This is a genomic window from Schaedlerella sp. (assembly GCF_056796775.1).
In genome coordinates this window covers 1-12,193 of the sequence record NZ_JBQIKP010000079.1, presented here as the reverse complement: position 1 = coordinate 12,193, position 12,193 = coordinate 1, and the positions used below count along the sequence as shown (strand labels likewise).

Genomic DNA, 12,193 nt, shown 5'->3' with positions numbered 1-12,193 from the left:
GGCCTTGGAACGGAAAGAAATAGCGGCCTGAAAATATTTTATAGGCTAAAGTATTGATTTTTCAATGTGCAAATCCCATTTTTGATGTGGGAAGTTTGAGTTAATAACAAGTGTTAACTAATAACATGTGTTTGAACAATATGCAAGGGGCAGATCAGTGAAGATGAATTCACGGCATATTCTGCTGCATTTGGAAGTAAAATTCGAACCACTCTGCACGCGGATCGGAGTACGGTAGGGGGACTGAACGCCCTTGTAAACGAGATGAAGGAGAATATTTCGAAGGGAATCGCCAATACTCCTGACAATCCGAAAACAAAACTTTTCGCAGGCGGAATAGAAGTGACGTGGAAAGAATGGATGAATATGCAGAAGACGGGAGAGTACATCGACAATTTTTTAGATGCCGGAGGTTCGGGTACCTATAATACTTATGCCAACATAGGGATTGCGAGGGCCTATGTACATAAATCAGGTCTGGGTCTCGCGGAAGATCAGGTAAAGGTTTTAAGTGAAGCGGTAGAAAAGAAGATAGACAGGAGCCGGGCTACGCAAGTTCTTATGTGTATGAGAAAGAGCGAAATTCCAAGGCAGGGTTTCAGGCTATTTGGAATGGAACATATTAGTAAAAAGTGGATTTCACGACAGCCCCCTTCTTACGCTTCAACTGCTCCAAGCACAGGATGCGTCCTGCTTTGGAGCAGTTCCTTTTTCGTTTATTCCTGAGCCGCGAGCAGGTCTTCGAGCACATCCTCCACCGAGTCCGTCACATAGGTGGAATAGTAAAAGATACCCGGCGCGGAGTTGGACATGGCATAGCTGGTTCCCACGGTCTGCAGCATCTCCACATCGTTGTACTGGTCGCCGAACGCCATGCATTCCTCGGGCCGGATCTGCAGCACATCCAGGAGCTTCAACAGGGCAGTCCACTTTGATCTCCGAGCTGAACTTTGCCTTCAGATGGTGGAGATATTTGTCTATGATGTGGGGGCCGTCCTTTTTCACTTCGTCGATGGTCCGGCGGATCAGCTCGGGGGCGATCACCGTACGGGAGATTACGTTTCCTTTGTGAATGCAGATCGAGCCGTTTTCCGCGATATAGGAGATCTGATCCTTCACAGGCTTAAAAAGATTTACTTCATTATCATACTGGCGTCCGCTGGAAGCGACGAACACAATGCCTTTTTCCGTCAGCCTCCGAACCAGATCCAGGGCGCGGGGAGTCAGTTCCTGGGCCCCGTTCTGAAGTAGCGTCCCGTCCAGATCACTTGCCACTAATTTTATCATATGCCGCGCCATCCCTTTCAGAACAATGTGATTATTCACAGTCACTTCACACAAATGCGCAAAAACAGCGTTTTTGCCGTGCTATATTATGGCGCAGTTTTGCCTTCTTGTAAAGCAGTTTTTCATGAAAGGTCAAAAACCCCGTCCTCGGCGTTACTGTTCACACCCTTTGGGTGCTCCAGTAACAGTATCCAGCCCATTTTAAGTCGCCTTCGGCGAGGGGCTGGATATTATGGCAAGTGTTACTTTATTGGCCGGACGCCGTGCAGCAAGTGCACGGCACCGTGTGAACAGTAACAATAATTAATTGTCCGTATACCTGATAGAACTTTCGGGTACCCTCCTGAAACAGAAGGTATCATTTCCAAATAGGAAGCCTGCGGGTAATGGTGTAATGCATAAATTTCAGTATAATGAATTGTAAGAAAAAAAGACCGAAGGAGCACGATCGTATGAGAACAATTAAGAGCACCCCAAAAAAAGACGGATTTTACATGCCCGCGGAATTTTTACCGAGGAAACAGGATTTTCTGATCTGGCCGGAGAGGCAGGATACCTGGCGGGACGGAGGAAAGCCCGGACAGAGGGTATTGGTGGAAGTGGCAAAGGAGATCATCAAGCACGAAGCGCTGACCGTTTTCTGTTCCGCGGACCAGTATGAGAATGCCAGGGCGCGTCTTCCGGAGGAGGTCCGTGTGGTGGAGATGACGATTGACGATGCCTGGGCGCAGGACAAGGGACCTTTCTATGTAGTCAATGACGAAGGCGAGATGCGCGGTGTCACATGGGGCTGGAACGCTTACGGCGGACTGGAAGGCGGACTGTATTTCCCGTGGAAACGCGATCAGGAATTTGCAACTAAGCTCCTTGACCTGGAAAATTATGACCGCTATGACGCAAGAAATGTGGTTTTCGAGGGCGGAGCCATGCAGATCGACGGCGAAGGTACTTTGATTGTAACGGAAAACAGCGTCCTCAACCAGAACCGGAATCCGAAGCTGACAAGAGAAGAGATCGAAGAATATTTTAAAGAATATATGGGACTGGAAAAAGTGATCTGGCTGAAAGACGGAATGGCGTTTGACGAGACAGACGGCCACATTGATGATGTCTGCTTCTTCGTCCGGCCCGGCGTTCTTGCCCTTTCCTGGACAGATGATCCGGAGAATCCCCAGTATCCCAATCTGAAAGCCGCTTATGATATTCTGAGCGAAGCTACAGACGCGAAGGGACGCAAATTTGAGATCCATAAGATTCCAATCCCCGCAGTGCTGCATATTTCCAAGGAGCAGAGCGAGGGCGTTGATATTTCCGAAAGCGCTTCTTCCCGTGAAGACGGGCTTCCGCTGGCTGTCACCTATATCAACAGCTACTTTGTGAACGGCGGCCTGCTTGTACCGCAGTATGACGATCCCATGGATGAAGTGGCCTGCAAGATTTTTAAAGAAATTATGCCGGAACGGGAGATCATCAAGATCTACACCAAGGAATGGTCCATGTGCGGCGGAAATATCCATTGCATGGCATTGCAGCAGCCGGATCCGGCAGCAATCGCGGCATTAAAAAAGTAATAATGTACCTGCGGGGAGACTGAGCAGATACAAAATAGAGTGATTTTTTTCAGGGTGGTATGTCGGGGTATGACTACGGCATGCCGCCCATTACTTTTCATATATGAATCTGGAAAGGAAGTGGAATAACATGGGAGAAACGCAGGAGAAAAAAGTAAGTCTGGTACAGACCATTTTATTTACAATATGCAGTGTCCTTGTATTGGATTCCCTGGCAGGGGCGCCCGCCTTTGCGGGAGTAAGATCCATTACAATGTGGCTCATTTTCGCAGTCATTTTTTTCATACCCTACGGCCTGCTGAACGCAGAGCTCGGCAGCACCTACCCGGACGCGGGCGGGATCACGTCATGGTGCACCCGCGCGTTCGGAGAGCATGTGGGGGTGCAGGTGGGCTGGTTTTACTGGATCAACGTGGCATTCTGGATGCCGGCGGTATTTCTGACCTTTGCGTACTGGCTCAGCTTTTAAGATCACATCCATGAGCGATATGTCCTCCGGACTGGCGATCATCGTATACAATCTGCTTGGATTTGAGCTGATCGGTTCCATCGGCGATAAGATCGACAACCCGGAAAAAACAATCCCGAAAATGTCTATCCTGGCCGGCGTTGCGATCACCGTCCTGTACGTGATCGGCACCTTCGGCATGCTGGCGGCGCTTCCGGCAGAAACGATCGATACCATGGACGGATTTTACTATGCGCTGGAAGTGCTGTGCTCCGTGTTCGGCGCCGGCCAGAAGCCGATCCTGGGAATCCTGGTGATCGTGTCCTGCCTGACCCTGGTTTCCAACATGATCTCCTGGACCCTGGGCGCAAATGAAAGCCTGATCGCAGCGGAGCTGGACAAACGGAACCGTTTTCTCGGCGCAAGGAGCAGATACGGCACCGCGGGAAATCTCTACATCGTGATGGGAGTCCTTTCCACCGTGCTCCTGATCCTGAATTTCCTGCTGGGGAGTGAAGAGGCAAACGCCATTTTCTGGGACATCTTTTCCTTCAGCCTTGTGATCTTCATGATCCCTTATCTGGTGATGTTTGCGGCGGCAATCCGACTGCGCTACAGCGACGCAGAGAGAAAGCGCGTGTACAAGGTGCCGGGCGGCAACGCGGGGATGTGGGTCTGCGGGATCCTCTGCTTCGGCTGTATCTGCATCTGTCTGTACTATATGTTCGCGGACGACATCGCCGCAGGAAATCGGTTTGCGTTGTGGGTAAAGATCATTGGAACGGTTCTTTCGGCGGCAGTGGGGGAATATCTGTACCGCGCCGGGGGGAAGAAGTGTTAGATATCACACCTTGGCCAGACGTGTCCCGGGAAAATCTGAAGCAGCAGATTACACAGCTGACATAAACACATTGCAGGCTTCAATCCACAATCTATTCGACTGTGAATTGAAGCCTGCCGCATTTATTGGGCTCATGTAGAAACAGCTTCCTTAAAATTTCACGATGCAAGAATCCTTTTTTCTAATTCGCCAATGAAATATTGATAGCTGGGAGAAATATTTTCATGCAAACGCAAACATCTTCCTATTTTATCAGCCCATTCACATTTCGCGTCTCCAATCTCAGAATAATTTCCTACAGCTCTTTTTTTCAGCTTTAAATACCCCTGCGGATAGACAATATCCGCCAATACCTCCCATGTTTCGCAAATTGCATCCTGCTTATACTTTTTCATAAACTGCATCTTTGCATTGGGATACGCTTCCCGAATAGCCTGGGAATCACCTAACAGCCAGGCCTCCATCTCTTTTACTGCTATACAGAACACATAGTCACATAAGACGATATTCGAAACCGCCACATTCTCTAATTGCTGCCTGAACTGCAGTACGTCTCTTTTATCGTTATCCAAAACGATGATCAATGCTGCCGATTCCATATTCTGCAGCACCTTGCTGAATCCCTTCATAAATGCAGGAAGGTCATTCAATAATTTTCCAGTCTTTCGCTCCCATACGCTCCCCTTTCTGCTCAAATGTCCAATCCCGCCAAAAAATTTTACATTCCAGATGATTTCTTTATCTCTATACTGCTCTGCTAATTTTTCCATAACATGATTCACTAATATACTTGTCGAACCATCCTCTATCAAAAACTGAAAATACATCTATTCCTCCGTGCTCTCGAAATATCTGCTGTACCACATGTCCCCCACTGCTACTCCTTCTTCTGCCAATTCCTTTACAAAAGCAAACTCCGAAGCCCGCTTTACCTCTGAACAGCCACCATTATTTTTTGTTAAGACCCATACATCATCAGGCCCTAATGCATTTACAAAAAAGGGACTGTGTGTTGTAATGAATAACTGCTTGGCATACCCATTCCCAACATTTTTTTTCATTTCTTCCGCAAGCTCTCCCAGATAGTGATGATATAACCCATTCTCCGGCTCCTCTATAAATACCAGCTGCCGTGGATTCTTTTCATGAAGCAGTAAATAATAAGCAAAAAGCTTCAAAGTTCCATCGGACATTCTCTGAGAATAAAACGGACGTTCAAACCCTTTTTCATAAAAGCGGAGCATCATTTGCCCATTTTCAAATTTCTGCGGCTCAATCTTTTCGATTCCGGGAAGCTTGGATTGAATTTCCTGCAAAATCTTCTCAAATCCCTTCTTATTTTCCCGATACATATATTGCGCGACATTGTTGATGTTGCTGCCGATCCGGTCTAAATGTGCCTGCGGCGCCGCAGTCTGCAGTTTCCTTGCCGCATCCGGGGAGAAATAGCAGAGATACCAGCTTTTCAAAAAGGACAAAAACTTTTCGATACGATCGTACTGTTTCATTGCTCCCAAAGTAACAATTCCAAGACGCCGAATATCGGAAAGCTGAACCTCTACCTTTTTACCAGTGATATTGCCGTCGTCATCCTGGCCTCCATCATCATTTCCCTCAAATGCATATCCGTTCCCCTCCTGCAGATACATAAAAGTTCTCGGTCTTCCATGCTTCTCTACCCGCTGTCGAAGCCTCTCCCTTTTTACATAGGGACGTCCCATCTTATCCAGATCAATTTCCAGTTCATAAGTGATCGGCCGTGTTTTCCCTGACTCACGGTAGTATAATTCAAACAATATCGGCTCAGCGGCCCCCTGTGAGATCAGCCTTTCAAATCCACCTCGGTTGTTCGCGTCGCAGGCAGCCTCCACTCCCATTTCCAGACAGTCCGCTATGAATCCGAAGGCATCTGCCAGAGTGCTTTTTCCATTCCCGCTTGGCCCAATGACCGCAACCAGATTTCCAAGCGCCTTTGCATTCTGATTCGTTCTTGTCTTTCCGAGTACAATATCTTTTAATACCCCATAATTCTGAATCTTTATTCCTTCTATCTTTCCCATGCTTCTCTCCGTTCTCAAAAATTAGTATGAAAAAAGTCCTATACGGCGTCAGGCTGAAAAGCAGCCTGTATACATCTTATGCTTGTGCCCATCTTTCATAGAGCATTTCCTCATTATATATTTCTATAATAGCATTAAGACAGAAAATTGGCAATTCAGCAAAAATCTATTTTTATCTTCCGCCTATCCCGCAAAATCAACCACCTGTCGCAAATCTATTGCGCCCCGCATCTATTTTTTCTATAATGCAGTCACAGGTTCGAACCATACGAGGAGGTGAATTCCATGCAGGTTGAAATCAAGATCGATCCGTCCCAGCCAGAGCCGAAGGTCGTCATCACCGCCGCATCCATGACGGAAGAGGTGAACCGGATCGTCAGAAGGCTTTCCGATGAGATTCCGCAGGCGATCTCCGGCACCAGGGACGGCAAGCTGGAGGTACTGGAGCCGGAGGATCTGATACGTATCTATGCCGCTTCCGGAAAGGTATTCGCAGTCACCGGCAAAGGCGAATACACCCTGCGGCTCCGGCTGTACGAGCTGGAGGAGCGGCTCAGTCCCCACCAGTTTGTCCGGATCTCCAATTCGGAGATCATCCATTTAAAAAAGGTCGTCAACTTTGATCTGAGTTTTGCAGGCACGATCTATGTAAAGCTGTCAAACGGCACGGTGACCTATGTATCCAGGCGGTATGTTTCAAAAATCAAAAAAGTTCTGGGAATATGAGGTGATGAATATGAAAAAGAAAATCATTTTGCGGGGAGCTCTGGGATTTCCGCTGGGGATCGCGGTTGGATATGTGATCACGATCTGCACATCCCTGATCTGGGCAGACGGCTATTATTCGCCCTGCGTCCCCGAGCTGATCGAAAGCATGGGAAATGAAATCTATGCTGTTGTTCTGCAGGCGCTGCTCTGCGGGCTGCTGGGCACCGGCTTCGGAGCCTGCTCGGTGATCTGGGAAATGGAACACTGGAGCATCGTAAAGCAGACCGGGATCTATTTCCTGATCGTCTCCGCGGTCATGATGCCGATCGCCTATCTTCTGTACTGGATGGAGCACAGCATCGCGGGCTTTCTTGAGTATCTGGGGATATTTGTCCTGATCTTTGCTGTGATATGGATCTCACAGTTTCTACTCTGGAAGAAAAATGTGGATAAGATGAACGCATGTATCGGAAAGGCAAGGGACGGGCTTTAAGCCTGTCCCCTGCCCCGTAATCTCACTGCCCCCGCTTTTTACGGCGCTCCGCAAGCTGGGCCGCAAAAATGTTCTGGGTGATCTTGTCCTGATCCTCTTCGTTCAGCTCTAAAAACCGGCAGCCATATTCATATTTTGAGCCTTCTCTCTCGAAGACGCGCAGCACTTCGCAGAACATCACGGACATCGGCCTGTCCTCCAGAAGCTGCACCTTCAGCAGGAATTTATCCCCTTCATGATATAATTGCTCTGAGAGGATGCGGGCGCCCCCGACACTGATATTCAGCATTTTACAGTCCTGCTCCCTGGCGGAAAATCCGCCGAATGTGGTAACGACCGCGTCAAGATTCGTTTCCAGTCGGAAGAACGCGCGGTCATTTCCGATCCGGGTAACCGTTAATTCTTCCACCTTCCATGTATGTTTTTCTTCGGGCGTAATGAAGCCCTCCATATAAACCGCTTTTCTTTCGTGGTCATTGTACCCGCGGATCCTGACATGGAGCGGTTCCTTCTGCTTCTCTTCTTCCGAATCCTTCTCCTTCTCAGCCTGCTCCGCCAGCATCCTGGCAAATACCACTTCCAGGGACTCCGGCCCTGCATTTGCGCCGCTTCCCGCTTCCTGCGTCTTCCCGTCTTCTTCCTCTTCGGTATATTGCTGCAGTATCTCTTTGGAACGCTCCGTCTCCGAATATTGCTGCAGCACTGCCTGATTTTCCCGCAGGTTCACCAGCTTTGCGACAAAAAGCAGCTCGCCTTCAAAGGTCGTTACCTCTACACGCATACCGGAATAAGCCGTAATCTCCGCTTGGCTGTTTTCTTCTGTCTTCTGTTCATTTTCCTTCGGCTGTTCCTTGCTGCCCTTTCCAAATAGGCCAAATAGACGCATCTTCTTACCTCCTGATCCTGTCACACATCATTTTTCATGCAGCTGCTTCATTTTCTCGTCCGCCCAGATCACTCTGTTGCGCCCGCTTTTTTTCGCGTCGTACAGCATCGTATCCGCAATTTTTAAGTAAGAGTCATAGGAGCTTTCCCTCTGCGGCATGACAGTCACGCCCCCGATACTGACCGTGACCCATTGGGAAACGGAAGGGTCATGAGGAATGTGGAGATTCTCGATCTCCTGCCGGATTTTTTTCAGATGCGCAAATGCTTTCTCAGCGCTGTCTCCCAAAAGGATCACTACAAATTCTTCCCCTCCGTAACGGGCCAGGAAATCCGTACTGCGCTTCAAATGCGCAGCCGCTGTCTTTGCTACCGCTTCAATGACTTTATCCCCCGCGGGATGGCCGAATGTGTCATTGTATACTTTGAAGCGGTCAATATCAAACATACAGATCGTAAACGGGACCCGCAGGCGAATCGCTTCGTTCCATTTCGTAATACTGTAGTCCTCATACTTCCGCCTGTTCGCGATTCCCGTCAGCTGATCCGTCATGGATTGCTGCTCGATCTGCCGCCGGTATTTATACAGCTTGACATGGGTATTGACCCGCGCTTTTATGATCCGTGCGTGGAACGGCTTTGTAACATAATCCACCGCCCCCAGGATCAGACCATACTGCTCGTTCTCGATGTCAGTCAGGCTGGTGATCAGGATCACCGGTACACTTTGGGTAATGATCTCCTCCTGCAGCTTTTTCAGCAGCGTAAAACCGTCCATCCCCGGCATCACGACATCCAGCAGGATCAGGGAATAATTTTCAGTGCTGGCAAGGCTAAGCCCCTCCTCCGCCGTATGCGCGGTGGTGATCTCATACTCGTCCTCCAAAATGGTTTTTAACTGGGCTGCCTGCAAGATACTGTCATCAACGATCAAAATTTTTTCCATAGTGATTCCTGTCCTTTCTTAAATCCCTGTTCCGTAAGTAAATGTTTATTTACTGCATACGCCAAAAATATGCCCCACGTTGATTCAGAAGGGCATATCTTCATTTTTCAATTCTTTTTCCCTTTTTGGCTTTCTCCGGCTTCAGATAACCGCTCAGTCCGGTACACAGCAGTCTGAATACCGTGTCTTCCGTCTCCTGATCGTCCGGGAGCACGCCCTCTACTACATACTTGGCATACAGCACGGTGCATGTAAGGATATGAAGCCACAGCAGATCCTGATTGATTGTTTTCAGGCGGGGAAACATCGCCTTGAATGTATGTACCATACCGACGAAGGAGCTGAAATAACTCGTGTCCCGGGTTTCATGATATTTCGGGAAAAAGGTGCTGTCTCGAAACCGATGATAGAATACCGTCTCATCCGGATGCGCCACCCAAAAACGGAAATACGGCAGCCACAGGCTTTTCACCGTTCCGATCGGATCGGCGGCCATGGCCACAGGGTTGAACTTTAAATGCTCGAAGATCTCTGCCGCCTGCTTGTCCACATAGGTAAAGCATTCCTCGATCAGCTGGTCCTTGCTGTTGAAGTGACGGTACAATGCCCCGGGGGATATCCCCGCCAGATCGCTGACATTCTGGATCCGCACCCCTTCCAGGCCGTACTCCCGCACAGCCTTCATTGCGGCGGAAATAATCCGGGTTCTGGTGTCATCCAACGTCAACCACCTCTCTCCAAAAATGATTTTGTTCCATGAAATTTCTGTAAAAATTATACATGGTTCAGGTAGTGTTGGCAATACCTATTTTGAAATGTTTTCAGTAATTTTTCATGGTTTTAAAGCAGATTCCAAGATTTGTATGCCGCTCAAGAGAACGCCTCTCCGCTTTTATATATTCCCATGATTCTCTAAAATCACTGCATACGGAGAAATCTGAATCTGATATGAATGTCAGAAAATCTTCCACAACTGCCATCTCTGGAATATATGCACCGTCCATATCAATAAGATGGATCTCTTCCTGGATATCCGCTGCTCTATACGATTTTTTTACGAGCCACTGATCTCACCTGCCTCTCTGAATGCTAAGCTCCTTCAAGCCGATCCGAAGCCTGGGAACCATCTGCTCCAGAACAATGTTCATATCACGGATTACCTTTTCCACAATTTCCACGGCTTCTTTTGGAATCAAGGCAGAATCTTCCAAAGGAAGCATCATCTGCCCCGCTGTCCTTCCCTGCATATTTGAAGGCCAAAGGAAGCGCTTTCATGCTGATCATCCCCGTATTTGCGGCACCATCATCTATAGATTATCCGGCAAGAGCGCTGATAAACGGCGTGGTCATGACCTTATATACAAAAGAGGATACCCCTATTATGGTCTACCCAGGGGCATCCCATTATGGCCATACGGCCGTTTCACAAGGTATAAAATCCACCCGTCCCGTATGGATATGATTTATGAGATGCCATTTGATATAAATATATACCAGTATCTATAGAAAAAAGTTTCATGGTCTTTCTTTTTACCTTCTCATCCTATGATATATCAAACTCTGCAAATTGCCAGGTTTAATCCGCTTCCGTTTTCCGTTACTATTTACTTTGAAAGGCAGGGGATTTTCAAAAATGCTGCGCTATGTTATAATATGAATTACGCTGAAGCGCAAGCAGGGGAGGACAATATATTGAAGTATCAATGGGAAACCGCACCGGACATTTATATTGGCGACGATCTTCACAGGCGTTTTGTATTAGGCGTTTCCGGGAATCATCCGCTTATCTGCTTCGGCGTGAATCCGAGTACCGCTAATCATGAATACGCAGATAAAACATTACATATGGTTGAGCAGATTGCAAAGCGAAATGGTTTCGACAGCTGGATCATGTTCAATGTTTATCCGCATCGCTCTACTGATCCTAAATGCCTGCCCTGTTCTCGGGATGATGATCTGCATCATGAGAATCTGCGTTATATCGAGCGATATCTGCGGGAAGCGGATTTAACCCTGTGGGCGGCCTGGGGAGAGCCCATTACGGAACGTGATTATCTGATCGATTGCCTATATGATATTTATGGGATCGCCAACAAGTATTCCTGCCGATTTATTGCTTTCGGAAAGGAAGAAAATGGAGTCATAAAATCTACTACCAGGCATCATCATCCGCGGCATCCCTCGCGGCTTCCGCTCTCGGCAAAGTCAGTGAGCTTTGATGTCACACATTACTGGGCAGAGTAAAAAGGAGTATTTGAAAATGATCGAAACCGATAGCCTTATTCTTGATAAAGCAAAATTTTCGGACTGGGAAGAAATGTACCGCAATGTCTGGTCGCAGCCGGAAAGCGCAAAGTATATGGCCTGGAATATTACGGAAACCGAAGAAGACGCTAAAATAAGAATCTTGAAAACCATTTCGTTTCAGAAAGAACATGACACCTATCTCGTTTATGAAAAATCAAGCGGTAAGGCGATCGGGTTCGCCGGTGTAGAAAAGGTCGGTCCTTACGTATATCAGGAAGCCGGGATCTGTCTGGGGCCGGATTATGTGGGAAAGGGGTTTGGTAAACAGATCCTTCGATGCCTGATTCAATATTGTAAAGAAGAATTCGGCGCAAAAGAATTCATTTATTCGGCAAGAGAGGAAAACAGGGCTTCTATTTTTTTGGCAAAGTCCTTCGGGTTTTTGCTGACCTCTTCGGCAGATAAAATAGACAGCAAAGACGGACAGCATTATACTCTATTGCAATATAGCTTGAAACTATAATTTCAGGTAACATTGAGACTAGTACAGTATTGCGTAATTAACGGTGAATTCTGCGCCTGATATTTCTGCCAGTTCTGCGTTGTCGTCAATCAACGATGCCACCGCATCGCCTCTTTCCTCCGCCTTGTCCTGACAAAAATATCAGGCACATGATTCACCATTATATACGCAATGCTGTACTAGA

The 12,193-nt window shown here is 47.7% G+C and carries 14 protein-coding genes and 1 pseudogene; 8 read left to right on the top strand and 7 right to left on the bottom strand.

What is annotated here, in order from left to right; genetic code table 11:
- Positions 1-264: 264 nt before the first annotated feature.
- Positions 265-726, top strand: a complete 462-nt coding sequence (locus ACTOY7_RS20745) for a hypothetical protein (protein ID WP_482672777.1) — start codon at positions 265-267, stop codon at positions 724-726.
- Here ACTOY7_RS20745 and ACTOY7_RS20740 read toward each other — a convergent pair.
- Positions 717-1,287, bottom strand: a pseudogene (locus ACTOY7_RS20740) (HAD family hydrolase). The gene ACTOY7_RS20745 and the pseudogene ACTOY7_RS20740 sit on opposite strands and share 10 nt — an antisense overlap.
- Before the next feature lie 452 nt (positions 1,288-1,739).
- Between ACTOY7_RS20740 and aguA the strand changes: the two are divergent.
- The 3 genes from aguA (at position 1,740) to ACTOY7_RS20725 (ending at position 4,147) form a co-directional block, all read left to right on the top strand.
- Positions 1,740-2,858: an agmatine deiminase gene (gene aguA / locus ACTOY7_RS20735; RefSeq protein WP_482671676.1), complete on the top strand. Its 1,119-nt coding sequence runs from the start codon at positions 1,740-1,742 to the stop codon at positions 2,856-2,858.
- Between the two features lie 130 nt (positions 2,859-2,988).
- Positions 2,989-3,327, top strand: a complete 339-nt coding sequence (locus ACTOY7_RS20730) for an amino acid permease (protein ID WP_285825922.1) — start codon at positions 2,989-2,991, stop codon at positions 3,325-3,327.
- A gap of 10 nt (positions 3,328-3,337) precedes the next feature.
- Positions 3,338-4,147, top strand: a complete 810-nt coding sequence (locus ACTOY7_RS20725; RefSeq protein WP_482671675.1) for an APC family permease — start codon at positions 3,338-3,340, stop codon at positions 4,145-4,147.
- Positions 4,148-4,305: 158 nt separating this feature from the next.
- Here the strand turns inward: ACTOY7_RS20725 and ACTOY7_RS20720 are convergent, their stop codons facing one another.
- Positions 4,306-4,974, bottom strand: coding sequence for a hypothetical protein (locus ACTOY7_RS20720; RefSeq protein ID WP_285825920.1), 669 nt, complete (start codon positions 4,972-4,974; stop codon positions 4,306-4,308).
- Positions 4,975-6,207 carry an AAA family ATPase gene (locus tag ACTOY7_RS20715; protein ID WP_160283675.1) on the bottom strand — a complete coding sequence of 411 codons (1,233 nt, stop codon included), beginning with the start codon at positions 6,205-6,207 and terminating at the stop codon, positions 4,975-4,977. It abuts the gene before it with no gap.
- Between the two features lie 285 nt (positions 6,208-6,492).
- Between ACTOY7_RS20715 and ACTOY7_RS20710 the strand changes: the two genes are divergently transcribed.
- Together ACTOY7_RS20710 and ACTOY7_RS20705 are read left to right on the top strand one after the other, a co-directional pair.
- Positions 6,493-6,933 (top strand): LytTR family DNA-binding domain-containing protein, encoded by a 441-nt coding sequence (locus tag ACTOY7_RS20710; protein ID WP_394683206.1) that lies wholly within the window; start codon positions 6,493-6,495, stop codon positions 6,931-6,933.
- Positions 6,934-6,943: 10 nt separating this feature from the next.
- Positions 6,944-7,408 (top strand): DUF3021 domain-containing protein, encoded by a 465-nt coding sequence (locus ACTOY7_RS20705; RefSeq protein WP_285825918.1) that lies wholly within the window; start codon positions 6,944-6,946, stop codon positions 7,406-7,408.
- A 22-nt stretch (positions 7,409-7,430) separates the two neighbouring features.
- Here the strand turns inward: ACTOY7_RS20705 and ACTOY7_RS20700 are convergent, their stop codons facing one another.
- The 4 genes from ACTOY7_RS20700 to ACTOY7_RS20685 form a co-directional block, all read right to left on the bottom strand.
- Entirely contained in the window at positions 7,431-8,294 is an 864-nt protein-coding gene (locus ACTOY7_RS20700) for a flagellar brake protein (RefSeq protein ID WP_394683207.1), read from the bottom strand.
- Between the two features lie 27 nt (positions 8,295-8,321).
- Positions 8,322-9,239 (bottom strand): GGDEF domain-containing protein, encoded by a 918-nt coding sequence (locus tag ACTOY7_RS20695; protein ID WP_160283678.1) that lies wholly within the window; start codon positions 9,237-9,239, stop codon positions 8,322-8,324.
- Positions 9,240-9,339: 100 nt separating this feature from the next.
- Positions 9,340-9,960 (bottom strand): TetR/AcrR family transcriptional regulator, encoded by a 621-nt coding sequence (locus ACTOY7_RS20690; RefSeq protein WP_160283679.1) that lies wholly within the window; start codon positions 9,958-9,960, stop codon positions 9,340-9,342.
- A gap of 349 nt (positions 9,961-10,309) precedes the next feature.
- On the bottom strand, positions 10,310-10,462 hold the full coding sequence (locus ACTOY7_RS20685) for a hypothetical protein (protein ID WP_160283680.1): 153 nt from the start codon (positions 10,460-10,462) through the stop codon (positions 10,310-10,312).
- A gap of 469 nt (positions 10,463-10,931) precedes the next feature.
- Here ACTOY7_RS20685 and ACTOY7_RS20680 point away from each other — a divergent pair, with 469 nt between their 5' ends.
- Together ACTOY7_RS20680 and ACTOY7_RS20675 are read left to right on the top strand one after the other, a co-directional pair.
- Positions 10,932-11,483 (top strand): DUF1643 domain-containing protein, encoded by a 552-nt coding sequence (locus tag ACTOY7_RS20680; RefSeq protein ID WP_160283682.1) that lies wholly within the window; start codon positions 10,932-10,934, stop codon positions 11,481-11,483.
- Positions 11,484-11,499: 16 nt separating this feature from the next.
- Positions 11,500-12,009, top strand: coding sequence for a GNAT family N-acetyltransferase (locus ACTOY7_RS20675; RefSeq protein ID WP_160283683.1), 510 nt, complete (start codon positions 11,500-11,502; stop codon positions 12,007-12,009).
- The last annotated feature ends 184 nt before the right edge of the window (positions 12,010-12,193 follow it).

Bases quoted from the DNA above. Each gene is read 5' to 3' on its own strand.
- ACTOY7_RS20710 (WP_394683206.1), top strand. From the start codon at position 6,493: ATGCAGGTTGAAATCAAGATCGATCCGTCCCAGCCAGAGCCGAAGGTC.
- ACTOY7_RS20675 (WP_160283683.1), top strand. From the start codon at position 11,500: ATGATCGAAACCGATAGCCTTATTCTTGATAAAGCAAAATTTTCGGAC.
- ACTOY7_RS20705 (WP_285825918.1), top strand. From the start codon at position 6,944: ATGAAAAAGAAAATCATTTTGCGGGGAGCTCTGGGATTTCCGCTGGGG.
- ACTOY7_RS20695 (WP_160283678.1), bottom strand. From the start codon at position 9,239: ATGGAAAAAATTTTGATCGTTGATGACAGTATCTTGCAGGCAGCCCAG.
- ACTOY7_RS20720 (WP_285825920.1), bottom strand. From the start codon at position 4,974: ATGTATTTTCAGTTTTTGATAGAGGATGGTTCGACAAGTATATTAGTG.
- ACTOY7_RS20700 (WP_394683207.1), bottom strand. From the start codon at position 8,294: ATGCGTCTATTTGGCCTATTTGGAAAGGGCAGCAAGGAACAGCCGAAG.
- ACTOY7_RS20725 (WP_482671675.1), top strand. From the start codon at position 3,338: ATGAGCGATATGTCCTCCGGACTGGCGATCATCGTATACAATCTGCTT.
- ACTOY7_RS20715 (WP_160283675.1), bottom strand. From the start codon at position 6,207: ATGGGAAAGATAGAAGGAATAAAGATTCAGAATTATGGGGTATTAAAA.
- ACTOY7_RS20745 (WP_482672777.1), top strand. From the start codon at position 265: ATGAAGGAGAATATTTCGAAGGGAATCGCCAATACTCCTGACAATCCG.
- aguA (WP_482671676.1), top strand. From the start codon at position 1,740: ATGAGAACAATTAAGAGCACCCCAAAAAAAGACGGATTTTACATGCCC.
- ACTOY7_RS20685 (WP_160283680.1), bottom strand. From the start codon at position 10,462: ATGATGCTTCCTTTGGAAGATTCTGCCTTGATTCCAAAAGAAGCCGTG.
- ACTOY7_RS20730 (WP_285825922.1), top strand. From the start codon at position 2,989: ATGGGAGAAACGCAGGAGAAAAAAGTAAGTCTGGTACAGACCATTTTA.